Origin of the sequence: Agrobacterium sp. ICMP 6402, from assembly GCF_009498615.1 — a bacterium.
GTDB classification, from domain to species: Bacteria; Pseudomonadota; Alphaproteobacteria; order Rhizobiales; family Rhizobiaceae; genus Agrobacterium; species Agrobacterium burrii.
On sequence record NZ_QSNV01000010.1, the window covers coordinates 63,353 to 78,574 of the forward strand.

General features: G+C 59.2%; 16 protein-coding genes. 7 read left to right on the forward strand and 9 right to left on the reverse strand.

Features of this window, described 5'->3' with window-relative positions; genetic code table 11:
- Window positions 1-3: 3 nt before the first annotated feature.
- The 8 genes from DXT96_RS21735 to DXT96_RS21770 form a co-directional block, all read right to left on the reverse strand.
- Entirely contained in the window at window positions 4-1,062 is a 1,059-nt protein-coding gene (locus tag DXT96_RS21735) for a P1 family peptidase (RefSeq protein ID WP_153516445.1), read from the reverse strand.
- Between the two features lie 142 nt (window positions 1,063-1,204).
- On the reverse strand, window positions 1,205-2,167 hold the full coding sequence (locus DXT96_RS21740; protein WP_153516446.1) for a sugar kinase: 963 nt from the start codon (window positions 2,165-2,167) through the stop codon (window positions 1,205-1,207).
- Between the two features lie 21 nt (window positions 2,168-2,188).
- Window positions 2,189-3,247, reverse strand: coding sequence for an ABC transporter ATP-binding protein (locus tag DXT96_RS21745; RefSeq protein ID WP_153516447.1), 1,059 nt, complete (start codon window positions 3,245-3,247; stop codon window positions 2,189-2,191).
- A 27-nt stretch (window positions 3,248-3,274) separates the two neighbouring features.
- The gene (locus DXT96_RS21750; protein ID WP_092770593.1) at window positions 3,275-4,111 is read right to left on the reverse strand and encodes a carbohydrate ABC transporter permease; all 837 of its coding nucleotides are present in this window, start codon (window positions 4,109-4,111) and stop codon (window positions 3,275-3,277) included.
- A complete protein-coding gene (locus DXT96_RS21755; protein ID WP_153516448.1) occupies window positions 4,111-5,049 on the reverse strand; it encodes a carbohydrate ABC transporter permease in 939 nt (312 codons plus the stop codon). The genes DXT96_RS21750 and DXT96_RS21755 overlap by 1 nt, the downstream gene beginning before the upstream one ends.
- Window positions 5,049-6,380: an ABC transporter substrate-binding protein gene (locus DXT96_RS21760; protein ID WP_149899818.1), complete on the reverse strand. Its 1,332-nt coding sequence runs from the start codon at window positions 6,378-6,380 to the stop codon at window positions 5,049-5,051. The genes DXT96_RS21755 and DXT96_RS21760 overlap by 1 nt, the downstream gene beginning before the upstream one ends.
- Before the next feature lie 103 nt (window positions 6,381-6,483).
- Window positions 6,484-7,140: a GntR family transcriptional regulator gene (locus DXT96_RS21765; RefSeq protein ID WP_153516449.1), complete on the reverse strand. Its 657-nt coding sequence runs from the start codon at window positions 7,138-7,140 to the stop codon at window positions 6,484-6,486.
- A 21-nt stretch (window positions 7,141-7,161) separates the two neighbouring features.
- Complete coding sequence (locus DXT96_RS21770; protein ID WP_153516450.1) at window positions 7,162-8,046, reverse strand: dihydrodipicolinate synthase family protein; 885 nt, start codon at window positions 8,044-8,046, stop codon at window positions 7,162-7,164.
- Between the two features lie 297 nt (window positions 8,047-8,343).
- On the opposite strand from DXT96_RS21770, the gene DXT96_RS21775 reads away from it, so the two are divergent.
- The 7 genes from DXT96_RS21775 to rutF all read left to right on the forward strand — a co-directional run bounded on the left by DXT96_RS21775 (window position 8,344) and on the right by rutF (window position 13,581).
- Complete coding sequence (locus tag DXT96_RS21775; RefSeq protein WP_153516451.1) at window positions 8,344-8,955, forward strand: biliverdin-producing heme oxygenase; 612 nt, start codon at window positions 8,344-8,346, stop codon at window positions 8,953-8,955.
- A 402-nt stretch (window positions 8,956-9,357) separates the two neighbouring features.
- Window positions 9,358-10,449, forward strand: a complete 1,092-nt coding sequence (rutA, locus tag DXT96_RS21780) for a pyrimidine utilization protein A (RefSeq protein WP_153516452.1) — start codon at window positions 9,358-9,360, stop codon at window positions 10,447-10,449.
- Window positions 10,446-11,186 (forward strand): pyrimidine utilization protein B, encoded by a 741-nt coding sequence (rutB, locus tag DXT96_RS21785; protein WP_153516453.1) that lies wholly within the window; start codon window positions 10,446-10,448, stop codon window positions 11,184-11,186. The genes rutA and rutB overlap by 4 nt, the downstream gene beginning before the upstream one ends.
- Before the next feature lie 26 nt (window positions 11,187-11,212).
- A complete protein-coding gene (rutC, locus tag DXT96_RS21790) occupies window positions 11,213-11,599 on the forward strand; it encodes a pyrimidine utilization protein C (protein WP_149899824.1) in 387 nt (128 codons plus the stop codon).
- Between the two features lie 13 nt (window positions 11,600-11,612).
- Window positions 11,613-12,404, forward strand: coding sequence for a pyrimidine utilization protein D (gene rutD, locus DXT96_RS21795; RefSeq protein ID WP_194287704.1), 792 nt, complete (start codon window positions 11,613-11,615; stop codon window positions 12,402-12,404).
- A 17-nt stretch (window positions 12,405-12,421) separates the two neighbouring features.
- Window positions 12,422-13,030 carry a malonic semialdehyde reductase gene (locus DXT96_RS21800; protein WP_153516454.1) on the forward strand — a complete coding sequence of 203 codons (609 nt, stop codon included), beginning with the start codon at window positions 12,422-12,424 and terminating at the stop codon, window positions 13,028-13,030.
- 26 nt (window positions 13,031-13,056) lie between these two features.
- The gene (gene rutF, locus DXT96_RS21805; protein WP_149899826.1) at window positions 13,057-13,581 is read left to right on the forward strand and encodes an NADH-dependent FMN reductase RutF; all 525 of its coding nucleotides are present in this window, start codon (window positions 13,057-13,059) and stop codon (window positions 13,579-13,581) included.
- 205 nt (window positions 13,582-13,786) lie between these two features.
- Here rutF and DXT96_RS21810 read toward each other — a convergent pair whose 3' ends face one another.
- Complete coding sequence (locus tag DXT96_RS21810; protein ID WP_149899827.1) at window positions 13,787-15,220, reverse strand: NAD(P)(+) transhydrogenase (Re/Si-specific) subunit beta; 1,434 nt, start codon at window positions 15,218-15,220, stop codon at window positions 13,787-13,789.
- Window positions 15,221-15,222: the final 2 nt, after the last annotated feature.

The following is a 15,222-nucleotide window of genomic DNA, read 5'->3' on the forward strand; positions in this document are numbered from 1 at the left end:
AAGTCAGGCTGAAAGAAGGGTTTTAAGGGTGTCGATGGAAATGGCCTCGACCGTGGAGACCTTGCCGGTGCCGGCATTGAAGCCAGTTGTCGTATTGGCCGTGCAGAGCGAATTGAGGATCGCCTCCTCCGTCGCCTCTATCGCGGCTTCGAAGAGTGGCGAAATCGCATCGTTGGAAAGCTCAGGGTATTCCGCCACCGCCTTGCGGCGCGCAGGCGTGCGACGCAGCCGCTCATCGGTGGAAAATGCCAGCGCATAGTCACCGGAGCCATTGCTGAGTGCGGCACCCGTGCGTGCCAGTCCACCAAAGCTTCTGGCCGCCAGGCGTTTCAGATTGCGGGAGCAGAGCGGTGCGTCGGTTGCGACAATGATGACGATCGAGCCGTCCTTGTCCTTGTGCTCCGGGCTGACATAGGGCTTGCCGCAGACCAGCAGGTGGCCGCCGTAATTGGATTGGACGAGAACGCCTAGCGTATAGGTTTCCCCGGCGATGGTGACGATGCGGGATGAGGTGCCGATGCCGCCCTTCATGCCGAAGGCCACGGTGCCGGCCCCTGCGCCAAGTCCGCCCTCGGCGACGGTGCCTGTGGTCGCGTTTTTCAACGCGGTCGAGATTTCCTCGATGGTCGGGCGGCCGGCACGGATGTCGTTCAAGCGGGAATCATTGGTTTCGCCGACGACGGCATTGATCGAGACGACTTTCTCATTGCCCGGCTGCGCCAGCGTATGGCGGTTGATCGCCTCAATGGCTCGGCCTGTCGCCAGCGTGTTGGTGAGAATAACAGGTGTTTCGAGTTCGCCCAGTTCCTCGATCTGTGTGGAGCCGGCGAATTTGCCGAAGCCGTTATAGACGGTGAAGGCTGCGGGCACTTTGTCCTGAAAGAGATTGCCGCCATGCGGAAGGATCGCGGTTGCGCCGGTGCGGATCGTCTCGCCCTCGATGACGGTCAAATGGCCGATGGTCACACCTTCGACATCGGTGATGGCGTTGAGCGGACCGGTTTCGAAATGGCCGGGCCGGAAACCGATATCGCGCAGTCTCGGGCGGGTCGTCTGGTGCATCGGGCGATCACTTTTGCGGAATGCAGGCTGAAATTGGAGCGAGTGCGGCTTGTGAAAAGCTTTGCTTGTCCGAACGTTAGCCTAGTTTGCCGCGAAACGGCATCGCAAAAATGGAATAGTTTTATGCGGGCAATGGATGCGCTCAGGAGGCGCGCAGCGCGGGTTCGCCTTCATGCTCCAGCCATTGCCGCATGGCTTCCTCGGTCTCTTCGCGCGTGGGTGCACCGATGCGGCCGCCGAACACCGTGCATTTGAGCGCGGCGGCAACGGAGGACAGGCGGATGGCGGCGCGGCTTTGCATGCCTTGCGCCACCGCGAGCGCAAATGTGCCGTGAAAGATATCGCCCGCCGCCAGCGTGTCCACCGCCTCGACCTGCATCGTTGATTGGAAATGCACCGTCGGATCGTCGGCTTCCGTCCACCAGCAGCCCGCTGGTCCGGCGGTAACGGCGATGAAGGTCTGCGGATAACGGGAATGCAGCACCGGCAGGATGTCTTTCACCGTTTCAAGCCCGGTCAGCCGGGCGGCGGCGGGTTCGGAAAAGACGATATGGGTTGCGGCGGGCGCAAGCTTCTCCAGCGTTTCCACCGGCGCAACATCACCATCCAGAATGGCGGGTTTGCCAAGCGCACGCGCAACAGTCAGCACATCAAGCGCCAATTCCGGCCAGCGCACATCCACCAGAACGGCATCAAAGGGGGCAATATCTTCCGGCGTGCAGGAGCGTTTTTTCTCATGCAGGCGATGATCGTAAAAAGGCACGATCAGCCGTTCTCCCCGGTCATCGATGATGATCGTCGACAGGGCCGAGCGTGCGCCGGGCGCAACCGTCATGCCGTTCGTGTCTATGCCGCTTTCACTGAGATCGCGAAGGATACGGGTACCGGTTTCATCGTCGCCCACCGCACCCCAGAGGCTGGCGCGGCCGCCCATGCGGTGCACCGCATAGGCAGCGCTGGACGCCATGCCTTCGGCAATCTGCAGCATTTCATAGGGCAGGACCTTGCCTTCGCCCTTTGGCATGTCGTGCACACGGAACAGGGTGTCCAGCACGGCAGCGCCCACGCACAGCACATGTTTGTGGCTTCTGTGTTCGCTGTCCATGCCCGTCACTCTCTCATCCATTTAGATGCGCTTGCCGCTGTCCTTGTCGAACAGATGCACCATAGCAGGATCGATGGCGATATGGATCGTATCGCCGAACCGCACATCCAGCCGCTCGCGGAACAGGCAGGCGATGTCGTCGCCCTTGCAGCTCAGCTTGGCATAGATTTCCGAGCCGGTGCCTTCGACCAGTTCGACCCGGCCTTCGATGCCGGTCTCGGCGGCGCGAATGTGTTCCGGCCGTACGCCGTAGACGAGATCGCGGCCGCCCAGTTTGCCGATATCGGCATTGGCGGGCAGCGGCAGGCTGAGGCCCTTTGCGGTGCGGAACACGCCTTCTTCGACGCGGCCACGGATGAAATTCATCGCAGGCGAACCGATGAAGCCGGCGACGAAAAGGTTGGCCGGATGGTCGTACAGTTCCAGCGGCGCGCCGATCTGCTCGATCACGCCATCATGCAGCACGACGATCTTGTCGGCCATGGTCATGGCTTCCACCTGGTCGTGGGTGACATAGATGGTGGTGGTGCCTATGCGCTGGTGCATGGCCTTTATCTCGCCGCGCATCTGCACGCGCAGCTTGGCGTCGAGGTTGGAGAGCGGCTCGTCGAACAGGAAGACCTGCGGATCGCGCACCAGCGCCCGGCCCATGGCGACGCGCTGGCGCTGGCCGCCGGAAAGCTGGCGCGGATAGCGGTCAAGCAGCTTGTCCAGCCCCAGAATGGCGGCGGCCTTGTCCACCTTGGCTCTGGTTTCCTCGGCGCTGACCTTCTTCAGCTTCAGCGCGAAGCCCATATTATCCTTCACAGTCATATGCGGATAAAGCGCGTAGTTCTGGAAGACCATGGCGATGTCACGGTCGCGGGCGGGCAGATGGCTGACCTCACGCGCGCCGATGTGGATTTCGCCATCGCTCAGCTCCTCCAGCCCGGCGATCATGCGCAGCAGGGTGGATTTGCCGCAGCCCGAAGGGCCGACGAGCACGACAAATTCGCCATCCTTGATCTCGATATCGATGCCGTGGATGACATTGACCGAGCCGAAGCGCTTCTGGACATTTTGAATATTGACCGGTGCCATGTTTTTGGTTCCCGTTATAATTTGAATTCAGCCGCCCTTGACGGCGCCCGCGGTGAGACCCGCCACGATCTGTTTCTGTGCGAACATGGTGAGCAACAGCACCGGCAGCGTGACGATCAACGCGGCTGCGGCAAGCGGCCCCCAGCTGACCTGTTCAAAGGACAGCATGTTGTAGACCGCGACCGGCAGGGTGCGCGTTTCACGGCTGGCCAGCACGATGCCGAAGACAAAGTTGTTCCACGAGAAGATGACCGCAAGGATGAAGGAGACGACGATGCCGGGCTTGGCGATCGGCAACGCCACCAGCCGGAACACCTGCCAGGAGGATGCGCCGTCGATGCTTGCCGCCTCTTCCAGCTCCTTCGGGGTGGTCTCGAAATAACCGATCATGATCCAGACGACGATCGGCACGGTCACGACAAGATGGATGATGATCTGCGGCCAGAGCGTACCCAAGAGGTTCAGCCATTGGAACAGCAGGAACAGTGGAATGAGGAAGGAAAGGCCGGGCGTCATGCGGGCGATCATGATGACGACGGCCGACTTTTCCGCCTTCAGCCGGGCGATGCCGTAACCGGCGGGCACGCCGATGACGAGCGCCAGAATGGTGGCCGCACCCGTGACGAGCACCGAGTTCCAGAAATAGAGAAAGAAATTATTCTCCTCGAACACCTTCACATAGTTCGACCAGGCAAAACGCTCGGGGATGAGGATCGGCGGATAAGCGCCGTTGTCGATTTCATATTTCAGCGACAGCGAGATCATCCAGATGAAGAACAGGATGACGGGCGAGATCATCACCAGCGCCACGAAGAACAGGCCGATGCGGTCGAGGTTTTTCCGTTTGAGCAATTTGCGTGTCATCAGCGATCCTCCATCTCGTTCCATTGCGCGCGCTGGCGCACCATCAAAAGTACGAAGGACAGCGCCACGATGATGATGAAGAAGACCACGGCCATGGCAGAGCCGTAACCGATGTCGTAATAGGAAAACGCCGTGTTGTAGAGGTAGATGTTGATGGTTTCCGAGGCCGTGCCGGGTCCGCCCTGCGTCATCGCATAGATGATGTCGAAGCTTTTGACGGCGTCGATGGAGCGGATGATGACGGCGATCATCAGGAACGGCGCAATCATCGGCATGGTGAGGTAACGAAACTTCTGCCAGGCGTTGGCGCCGTCGATTTCGGCGCTTTCATAGGGTTCGCGGGGGACTGCAGCCAGCCCGCCGAGCACGATCAGCATGACGAGCGGCGTCCATTGCCATGTTTCCACCAGCACCAGCGAGGGGATGACGGTGGACTGGTTATAGATCCACTCCAGCGGCCCGATGCCGATGAGCGACAGCAGATAGTTGAGAACACCCAGCTGCGGGTGGAACATCATGGTCCAGACGAGCGCGATGGCGACCGGGGTCGCCATCATTGGCATGACGAAAACGCCGCGCAGAAAGCCGCGCAGCGGAAATTGCGCATCGAAAACCAGCGCCGCCAATGTTCCGAGGAACAGGGGAGCGACAACCGACAGCACGGTATAGATGAGCGTGTGCCACAGCGATTCCCAGAACCTGAGATCGCTGGCGAGCCTGATGTAGTTATCAAAACCGATAAAGCTCTGCTCCTGCCCGAGCGTCCAGCGGTGCACGCTCATCCATAGGGTAAACACCCACGGAAAAACGATGACAGCCGAAATGACGACCAGTGCCGGTATGACGAAGGGCCAGTACTTGGGAGCAAGCCTTGGCGGCTTGCTCCCTTCTGCGCGGCTGACGCCTGTTTTGGTGTTTTCGATGCTCACGGAGGCCATTATCCCTCGCTACGCGCCAGAACGGGTGCGAACTGTTCCGTTGCCTTTTTCAGCTCCGCTGCCGGATCTGCGCCGCCGATCATGTTGGTGAGGCCGACGCCGTAGATGTCGCGGAATTCCGTCACCGGAATGATGACGGGAAGCGCAAGCTGCGAGACCTTGCCGGAACCGACGACGGCATCCAGCCAGGCGGCCGGCATCTTCACGCCTTCGCGAACCTTCTGGTCTTCGAGGATGGACTGGCGGAACGGAACGCCGGCACCCGCCTGCAGCAGACGCGCGCCCATCTCATGCGAGATCGCCCATTGGCAGAAGAGATAGGCAGCTTCCTTCTTGCTGCTGGCTTCGACGACGCCGAGACCATCGCCGAAAGTGCCGGCGGCCTGAACTGCTGGGCCTTTCGGCATGACGCCATAGCCGACCTTGCCGACCACGCGGGATTTCTCCGGGTTCTCGATCGGCGGGGCGAAACCGACGCCATCGAACCACATGCCGATCTTGCCCTGCAGGAAGGCCGATTGCGCTTCCGCCCAGTTGAAGCCGGAGACGCCGGGAGGGGCGGCCTTGGTCATCAAGCGTTGATAGAGCTTGGCTGCCTCCACGGCCTCCTTGGATTCGGTATCGATCTTTCCGTCCGCGCTGATCGGCTTTGCGCCGTAACCCAGCATCAGCGAGGTCCAGACCGGGGTGTTGGCGTTCTTCAGGCCGCGTGCGACGAAACCATAGGTGTTGGTGGACGGGTCGGTGATCTTTTCCGCCGCCGTTACCAGCTCTTCGAAGGTCTCAGGATATTTCAGGCCCTTGGCTTCGAACAGGTCCTTGTTCCAGTAGACGATCCAGTAATCCACCGAGAAGGGCAGCGAGCGCAGCACGCCGTCGCTATCCTTGGCAAACAACATGCCGGCCTCGGCGAAGTCCTTTTCGACCAGCGACGGATCGGTGAGCGACGGGTCCTTCAGGAAGCCGCTGATATCGGCCAGCCATTTGCCCTTTTCGAACTGACGCTTCTGCACGTGGTAGCTCAGATGCACCACGTCGAAGCTCGGCTTGCCGGACGAAAGCTCGATAACCACCTTCTGGCGCTGCTGCTGTTCCGGTGTCGCCTCGGCATTGACCTTGATGCCGGTCAGCTCTTCGAATTCGCTGAGATATTTGATCAGCGTTTCGCTGCGCGGGCTTTTGACGAGGTTGACCTCAAGCGTCGTGCCGGCGTGTTTTTTCCAGTTCACCGCCGCCGATGCCGGGCGAATGCCGAGCACCGCGCTGCCGCCAATCGCCGCCGTGCCAGCCAGAAAGGCGCGGCGCGTGGGGTTGAGCAATGAATGCTTCATGTCAGTTCTCCTCCAGTTAGCCGGAAATCTCCTCACCCCGGCTTGTTGCTTATTTTCATGCAATTCCGAATTGAAGCCGTCCCACGGCTTTACCGGAATTGCCCTATACCGCCAGCGCCCTGTCCCTCGCATTGCGGATATGGGCGGTCAGCCGCTCTACGGCGTCTTCAACGGACCTCTTCTCGATAGCTTCGAGAATGGTGAGATGCTCTTTCATCACCGATTTGACGTGACCGGCGATGCGAAAGCGCTCCTGATTGATGAGGCGCATCTTGATGGAATTGACCCGGTAGGCGTTCGAGATGATCGAATTGCCGAGCGCGTCGATGAAGGCATCGTGCATGCCCCAGTCCACCTGCTGGGCATGCTGATCGAGCTCCGGCGATTCTCCGCTATTTTCAGCCGCTTCGGCAATATCGCGATGCTGTTTCAAAAGCTTGGCGATGGCCTCATCGGAAGCCGAGCGGGTAAACAGCGCCACGGCCTCCTTTTCAAGGAAGATGCGGAACTGGAATGCTTCACGGATAAGGTTGATGTCGATATGGGCGACCTGCAACCCCCGCTGCGGCACGGTCTTGATCAGCCCTTCCGCCTCCAGCCGCGGAATTGCCTCCCGGATCGCCCCCAGCGGCAGGCCGGTCATTTCCACGAGACGGCGTTGCGAGATGAATTGCCCCGGACGAACATCACGCGAGAGAAGGTGATGCGTAAAGCTTTCATACGCCCGTTCCCGCAATGTCTGTTCGCCGGTATCGTCCATGCTCAACCTTTCAAGGTCCGTTCAAGCGGCCTGTTTGCGAAACAGCGCGTCGAATGCGCCTTCGATCTGCTGCCGATCCTCAGGTGAAATGGCGACGAGCGGCGCGCGCACATCCGTCCAGATATTTTCCCCTGTCGTGTGTGATACCAGCACCTTGACGGCGGGCGTAACCGGAAATTTCAGAAGTTCCACAACAAGATCGACGATGCGACTGTCGTCCTTGCCATCAACGGCCATGGCACGGACTTCCTGCGTCAGGAAATTGGCGACGCCGGAGATCGCGCCCTGGCCGCCGAGGCGAACGCCTCTGGCGAGATCGCGTTCATCGCCGATCAGGATAGCGAGATCGCCGTGTTCCTTCAGCAGGCGTTCGGTATGGCTCCAGTTGCCGGAGGAATCCTTGACGCCGGTGACGATGCCCGGAAACGCTTCCCTCAGCCGTCCCACCAGCTCTACGGACAATGTCACCATGGTCACGGAAGGGATGTTGTAGACGAGAATGTCGCGCGCGCCCTTGCCGATCTTTGCGAAAACCGCCGAAAACCAGGCAAACAATCCGTCATCGCTGACATTCTTGAAATAGGAAGGCGGGGCGAGAAGAATATTGCGGGCGCCTGCTTTCAGGGCCTCGGCCGACTGTTCGGCCGCATCCTCGATGGAATCCACGAGAACGCCGGTGACCAGACGGGAGGGCGCAATGCCGGCCTCGATGAAGCGGGACAGAATGACCTGTCGTTCACGGCTGCCGACCGAGCATCCTTCACCCGTGGTGCCGAACAGTGTCACGCTGTCGCAACCATTCGACAGGCAACGGCGGGCGTGAGCGATCATGGCGTCGACATCGACGTTTCCATCCGCTTTGAAAGGGGTCGTCAGGGCTGCCGAAAGGCCGAATTTCTGGGTCAATTAAGATGCTCCTCCAAGATGACCGCGAATTGATGGCACACTGACATGTTAGTTGTAAAGAGGGTAGTTGTAATATGATTGTTTGGCTGTCGAGGGTACTGTGAAGGCTGGCGGAGAGCGGTTTTGCGCCCGGCCGGTTTGCAACGATTTCGAGTGGTTTACACCACTGTCGTTTGTTGCCGCGCTTGCCCCTCCCGTCGCCTTTGCGCAAGGTGAGGAGATATGCGAAAATAAAATTTGACTGTTTGAGGAAAGATTTTTATCAGGCACTTTGAATATGGGATAAAGGGAAACATCATGACCATTGCAGAGCCTCTAGCGCCTGTGGAACAGACCGAGCAAAGCCGCGTCAAGCGCCTGAAGGCGGCAACGCGCGGCGCGCATGGCGGTCTCGATACCTTCATCATGGCAGCCAAGCCGTTCGAGAGCCGGGAGAATTTCGGCAAATTCGTGGAAACGCAGTATCTTTTCCATCGCGATCTCGATGCCTTCTTCTCCAATGAAGCGCTTGACGGCCTGCTGCCCGATCTCAAAGGTCGCCGTCGGCTGGCGATGATCGAGCAGGATCTCGCCGATCTCGGTCTCGATATTCCCGAAGCCGAAGCACCGCGCTTTACCGGGGAAACGCCGTTCGATCTGCCGCAGGCGATGGGCTGGCTCTATGTGGTCGAAGGCTCCAATCTCGGTGCGGCTTTCCTGCTGAAAGATGCGGCGAAACTTGGCCTCACCGAAGAATTCGGCGCGCGCCATCTGGCCGGCGCACCGGAAGGACGCGGCCTGCATTGGCGCACGTTCACTGCCGCGCTTGATGAAATTGCGCTCACGGTTGACGAGGAGGAGCGGGTTGTCGCGGGTGCCGAGGCTGCCTTCCGAGCGGTCCATGCCTATGCGCAGCAGCGCCTCGTTTGAGGTTTTGGCATAGCTCTTGACGAGCTAATCGCGATTGATCGCAATTTCGAAAACCCAGCGCCGTTATCCTCGGGCTTGTCCCGAAGATCTGCAACCGATTGATTTTACTGAACGTGGATAGATCCTCGGGACAAGCCCGGGGATGACGAGGAGTGTGAAGCGCGCCTCACCGCACTTTCAGGACTATTTCTACAACTTCCAATCATACGACTCTCGCATTCATTTCTGCCGAATAAACAGGCAAATATTTTGACCAAATGATAAATTTTTTATCTTTTGGTCAAAGCTTCTCCCGCCCCAAAATTTTATCCATTTGATAAAATTATTTTATTTGGTCTGGCACGGAACCTGCTACTCTTTTGTCAAGTCAGGAGACACCTGACGTAAAAAGGGAACAGCAAAATGGAAGTTGGTGTTTTTATCCCGATCGGGAACAATGGGTGGCTTCTTTCCGAAAACGCGCCGCAATACAAGCCGAGCTTCGACCTGAACAAGGCGATCACGCTGAAGGCGGAGCAATATGGTTTCGACTTCGCGCTGTCGATGATCAAGCTGCGCGGCTTTGGCGGCAAGACCGAGTTCTGGGATTATAATCTGGAGTCCTTCACGCTGATGGCAGGCCTTGCCGCCGTCACCTCCAAGATCAAGCTGTTTGGCACGGCCGCCACGCTGGTCATGCCGCCGGCCATTGTTGCGCGCATGGCGACGACGATCGATTCCATTTCCGGCGGCCGTTTCGGCATCAACCTGATTACCGGCTGGCAGCGTCCAGAATACAGCCAGATGGGGCTTTGGCCGGGCGATGATTATTTCGGTGATCGCTACGAATATCTTGGCGAATACACCACTGTTTTGAAAGAGCTGCTGACAGACGGGCAATCGGATTTCAACGGCAAGTTCTTCAAAATGGAGGATTGCCGGATGAAGCCGGTGCCGCAGGGTGATGTGAAGCTCATCTGCGCCGGCTCCTCCAATTCCGGCATGGCGTTTTCGGCCAAGTTCGCCGATTACAGCTTCTGCTTCGGTGTCGGCGTTAATACGCCCAAGGCCTTTGCGCCCACCAATGAGCGGCTGCTGGCGGCGACGGAAAAGTTCGGCCGCGAGGTGAAATCCGTCGTACTGACGATGGTGCTTGCCGAGGAGAAATCCGAGGATGCCTGGGCGAAATGGGAGCACTACAAGGCAGGTGCGGATTTGGATGCCATCAAGTGGCTCGGCCTGCAAAGCGCCGTCGACACCAAATCCGGCTCCGACACCAATGTTCGTCACATGTCCAACCCCGTTTCCGCGGTCAACATCAATATGGGAACGTTAATCGGTTCCTATGAGGAAGTGGCGGCCATGCTGGATGAGATGAGTGAAGTGCCGGGAACGGGCGGCGTGATGCTGACCTTCGACGACTTCCTCGAAGGCGTTGAAAAATTCGGGAAATATGTGCAGCCGCTGATGAAGAGCCGGGCGCATGTTCAGGCCGAACTGGAGGCTGCCGAATGAGTGAAGCCGTCATTGCGGGTTACAAGGGGCCGGAAAGCCGTTCGGAAAGCGTGACGCTTCCCGCCCGGCCGGAGCCGATCACCCTCAAGCCCAGCGAGACCGCCGTTGTCGTGGTCGATATGCAGAACGCCTATTCGACCGAGGGCGGTTATGTCGATCTTGCCGGTTTCGACATAACCGGTGCCAAGGGCACCATCGCCAACATCAAGAAAACGCTGGATGCGGCGCGGGCGGCGGGCGTTCAGGTCATCTATTTCCAGAATGGCTGGGACAAGGATTATGTCGAGGCGGGCGGACCGGGTTCGCCCAACTGGCACAAATCCAATGCCTTGAAGACCATGCGCAAAAGGCCGGAATTGCAGGGCCAGCTGCTGGCAAAGGGTACGTGGGATTATGCCATTGTCGACGAGCTGCAGCCGCAGCCCGGCGATATTCTGGTGCCGAAGACGCGTTATAGCGGTTTCTTCAACACCAATATGGACAGCGTGCTGCGCGCCCGCGGCATCCGCAATCTGGTTTTCGTCGGCATTGCCACCAATGTCTGCGTCGAAAGCTCGCTGCGCGACGCCTTCCATCTCGAATATTTCGGGGTGATGCTGGAGGACGCCACGCATCATCTGGGGCCAGACTTTATCCAGCAGGCGACGGTCTACAATGTCGAGAAGTTTTTCGGCTGGGTCGCTACCGTCAATGATTTCTGCGGCGTCATCTCGCAGGCCGCACCCGTCACCGAGTAAGCAAGAACCACAAAGAGGAGAACGAAATGCCGAAAAAGATCATCGTACCTGTTGGCACCAGCAAGCCTATCGCTCCCTTCTCGCCGGGAACCCTTGCCGATGGCGTGGTTTACGTGTCCGGCACGCTGCCGTTCGACAAGGACAATAATGTCGTGCATGTGGGCGATGCCAGCGCCCAGACCCGCCATGTTCTTGAGACCATCAAGTCGGTCATTGAAACCGCCGGCGGCACGATGGAGGACGTGACGATGAACCACATCTTCATCACCGACTGGGCGAACTATCAGGCCGTCAATGTGGTCTATGCCGAATATTTCCCCGGCGACAAGCCGGCGCGGTATTGCATCCAGTGCGGGCTCGTTAAGCCCGACGCACTGGTGGAAATCGCCACCGTCGCCCATATCGGCAAATAGGGCGAAACGGCAGATGATGCATTTCGAGGTTCATGGCCGGACTGATCCTGAGGCGGCCACTATCCTGCTGTCTTCGGGGCTGGGCGGATCTGGTACTTACTGGACGCCGCAGATCGAAGCCCTTTCCGACCATTTCCGCATCGTCACCTATGACCATCGCGGAACAGGAAGGACGGGCGGCGAAGCGCCGGCGGAGGGCGGCATATCGGCGATGGCGGATGACGTGCTGGAGATTGTCTCGGCCCTCAACCTCGAAAAATTCCACTTCATGGGCCATGCGCTCGGCGGCCTGATCGGCCTGGATATCGCGCTCAGCCGGCCCGGCCTTATCGACAGGCTTGTTCTCATCAACGCCTGGAGCAAGGCCGATCCGCATTCAGGGCGCTGCTTCGATGTGCGGATCGAGCTTCTGGAGAAATCCGGTATCGAGGCTTTCGTGAAGGCTCAGCCGCTGTTTCTTTATCCGGCCGCCTGGATGTCGGACCATCAGGTGCGGCTGGCGCGGGACGATGCCCATGGCGTTGCGCATTTTCAGGGTAAGGCAAATGTGCTGCGGCGTATTGCGGCGCTTCGGGCTTTCGATGTCGATAGCCGGCTTGGCGAGGTCGACAATCCGGTGCTGGTGGTGGCAACGAAGGACGATCTTCTGGTGCCCTATACCCGGTCGCATCGGCTCGCCGATGGCTTGCCGCAAAGCGAGCTTTGTCTTCTCGATTTCGGCGCGCATGCCGTCAATATCACCGAGCCCGAGCTTTTCAACACAAGGCTTCTGCAGTTTCTGCTGCCGGGCATCCAGACATTCTGACAGGATTTTAGAGTAACATGACGAAACCACTTGATGACACGGCCCCCCTGGACAGCAAGGCATTGGCAACCCTTTTTACCGAGGCGCGCACCCACAATGGCTGGACGGAAAAGCCGGTCAGTGACGAGACGCTGAAGGCGCTTTACGATCTGACGAAGATGGGGCCGACCTCGGCCAATTGCTCGCCCGGCCGTTTCGTGTTCGTGCGCAGCCCGGAAGCCAAGGAAAAGCTCCGGCCCGCGCTGTCTTCCGGCAATCTCGAAAAGACCATGGCGGCACCCGTGACCATCATCGCCGCCATCGACAGCGAATTTTACGAGAAGCTTCCGGTGCTGTTTCCGCATGCCGATGCCCGTTCTTGGTTCACCTCGAGCGCGGCCATGGCCGAGGAGACCGCCTTCCGCAATGGCACGTTGCAGGCGGGTTATCTCATTCTCGCGGCCCGGGCTTTGGGGCTGGATACCGGGGCCATGTCCGGTTTCGACAAGGGAAAGGTGGATGCGGCGTTTTTTGCCGGCACGACGTGGAAGTCCAATTTCCTGATCAATCTCGGTCATGGCGATCCATCGAAGCTCTTCGGCCGCCTGCCGCGGCTTGGCTTTGAAGACGCCTGCGTGCTGGCTTGATGGCCTGTTAAGGAAGGATGGGTTAGATGCAGATGATGTCTCTTGAAAAGGAAGCGGCAATGGAGACGAAGACTGCAGAGCAGCGCAGCCTCGATTATAGAAACGCCATGGCGCGGCTCGGTGCGGCGGTCAATATCGTCACTACCAACGGTGCAGCTGGCCGTGCGGGCTTTGCAGCAACGGCCGTTTGCAGCGTTTCCGACAATCCGCCCACGCTTCTCGTCTGCCTCAACCGCAATGCCTCAGCCTATAAGGTGGTGAAGGCAAACGGCGTCATCTGCGTCAACACGCTCGCCGCGCATCACGAGGTGCTGAGCACGCTTTTTGGTGGCAAGACACCCGCCGACGAACGTTTTGCTGCCGGCAACTGGGGTGTGCTTGAAACCGGCGCGCCGGTTCTGGAAGACGCGCTGGTGTCCTTCGATTGCCGCATCCGCGAGGCCCATGACGGCGGCACGCATGATATTCTGATCTGTGATGTCGTTGATATGAAGATTAATGAGGGCGAAGAAGCGCTGATGTATTTCAACCGGCGTTACCGGATGCTTTGAGCGCGGTCTCCGGAAGCCACGCTTTCAAAGCGTGACAGTACCTATTCCCACGCCGTCATCATCGGGCTCGTCCCGAGGATCTGCAACCGATTGATTTTATTCGACGTGGATAGATCCTCCGGACAGTCCCGAGGATGACGGAGAGGTTTCTTTGTCACCTCGATAAAAAAGGGCGTTTCCGGTCTTCCGGAAACGCCCTCTTCACTTACTTGATCAGCGGCAGAAGATCGTTGATCGACTTCTTAGCGTCCCCGTAGAACATCCGCGTATTGTCCTTGTAGAACAGCGGGTTCTCGATGCCGGAGTAGCCCGTGCCCTGGCCGCGCTTGGAGACGATGACGAGTTTCGACTTCCACACTTCCAGAACCGGCATGCCTGCGATCGGTGAATTCGGATCGTCCTGGGCTGCCGGGTTGACGATGTCGTTGGAGCCGATGACGATGACGACGTCGGTATTGGGGAAATCGTCGTTGATCTCGTCCATTTCCAGCACGATGTCGTAAGGCACCTTGGCTTCGGCGAGCAGCACGTTCATGTGGCCGGGAAGGCGGCCTGCCACCGGGTGGATGGCGAAGCGCACGGTCTTGCCGTCGGCGCGCAGCTTGCGGGTCAGTTCCGACACGGCCGATTGCGCCTGCGCTACCGCCATGCCGTAACCGGGCACGATGATGACGCTATCGGCGTCGTTGAGTGCGGACGCCACGCCTTCGGCGTCGATCGCCACCTGTTCACCCTCGATTTCCATCGCCGGACCCGTCGTGCCGCCGAAGCCGCCGAGGATGACCGAGACGAAGGAGCGGTTCATCGCCTTGCACATGATGTAGGACAGGATCGCACCCGAGGAGCCGACCAGCGCGCCCGTGACGATCAAGAGATCGTTGCCGAGCGTGAAACCGATGGCTGCTGCCGCCCAGCCGGAATAGCTGTTCAGCATCGATACGACGACAGGCATGTCTGCGCCGCCGATGCCCATGATCAGGTGATAACCGATGAAGAAGGCGGCAAGCGTCATCAGCACCAGCGTCCATGCGCCCGCACCGTTGCAATACATGATGAGCAACACGAGCGACAGGATCGCGGCGCCGGCATTGAGGACATGGCCGCCCGGCAGCTTCTTCGCCTTGCCGTCCACCTTGCCGGCCAGCTTGCCGAAGGCGACGACGGAGCCGGTGAAGGTGACCGCGCCGATGAAGACACCGAGGAAGACCTCGACCTTCATGATCGCCAGTTCGACAGGCGTTTTATGGGCGAGGATGGCGGAAAAACCCGTCAGCAGCGAACGCGCCGTCTCATCGAGCGAGGCGATATGCGCTTCTTCGATATGGGCATTGAAGCCGATGAAGACGGCGGCAAGGCCGACGAAAGAGTGAAGGGCGGCCACAAGCTGCGGCATTTCGGTCATCTGTACGCGGCTGGCGACAAAATAGCCGAGAACGGCGCCACCCGCCAGCATCAGAAGCACGATGAACCAATTGCCGACATCAGGTCCGAAGACGGTCGCGGCGACGGCAAGGCCCATGCCTGTGATGCCGTACCAGACAGCGCGTTTGGCGCTTTCCTGCCCGGAAAGACCGCCAAGCGAAAGGATGAAGAGAACGGCTGCGGCAACATAGGCCGCGGAAACGATACCAATGGTCATTT

Excerpts from the sequence above, each read along its gene's own strand:
- DXT96_RS21760 (WP_149899818.1), bottom strand. The coding sequence starts at position 6,380 with ATGAAGCATTCATTGCTCAACCCCACGCGCCGCGCCTTTCTGGCTGGC.
- DXT96_RS21775 (WP_153516451.1), top strand. The coding sequence starts at position 8,344 with ATGACCATTGCAGAGCCTCTAGCGCCTGTGGAACAGACCGAGCAAAGC.
- rutA (WP_153516452.1), top strand. The coding sequence starts at position 9,358 with ATGGAAGTTGGTGTTTTTATCCCGATCGGGAACAATGGGTGGCTTCTT.
- rutF (WP_149899826.1), top strand. The coding sequence starts at position 13,057 with ATGCAGATGATGTCTCTTGAAAAGGAAGCGGCAATGGAGACGAAGACT.
- DXT96_RS21800 (WP_153516454.1), top strand. The coding sequence starts at position 12,422 with ATGACGAAACCACTTGATGACACGGCCCCCCTGGACAGCAAGGCATTG.
- rutC (WP_149899824.1), top strand. The coding sequence starts at position 11,213 with ATGCCGAAAAAGATCATCGTACCTGTTGGCACCAGCAAGCCTATCGCT.
- rutB (WP_153516453.1), top strand. The coding sequence starts at position 10,446 with ATGAGTGAAGCCGTCATTGCGGGTTACAAGGGGCCGGAAAGCCGTTCG.
- DXT96_RS21750 (WP_092770593.1), bottom strand. The coding sequence starts at position 4,111 with ATGACACGCAAATTGCTCAAACGGAAAAACCTCGACCGCATCGGCCTG.
- rutD (WP_194287704.1), top strand. The coding sequence starts at position 11,613 with ATGATGCATTTCGAGGTTCATGGCCGGACTGATCCTGAGGCGGCCACT.
- DXT96_RS21745 (WP_153516447.1), bottom strand. The coding sequence starts at position 3,247 with ATGGCACCGGTCAATATTCAAAATGTCCAGAAGCGCTTCGGCTCGGTC.
- DXT96_RS21810 (WP_149899827.1), bottom strand. The coding sequence starts at position 15,220 with ATGACCATTGGTATCGTTTCCGCGGCCTATGTTGCCGCAGCCGTTCTC.
- DXT96_RS21735 (WP_153516445.1), bottom strand. The coding sequence starts at position 1,062 with ATGCACCAGACGACCCGCCCGAGACTGCGCGATATCGGTTTCCGGCCC.
- DXT96_RS21755 (WP_153516448.1), bottom strand. The coding sequence starts at position 5,049 with ATGGCCTCCGTGAGCATCGAAAACACCAAAACAGGCGTCAGCCGCGCA.
- DXT96_RS21765 (WP_153516449.1), bottom strand. The coding sequence starts at position 7,140 with ATGGACGATACCGGCGAACAGACATTGCGGGAACGGGCGTATGAAAGC.
- DXT96_RS21740 (WP_153516446.1), bottom strand. The coding sequence starts at position 2,167 with ATGGACAGCGAACACAGAAGCCACAAACATGTGCTGTGCGTGGGCGCT.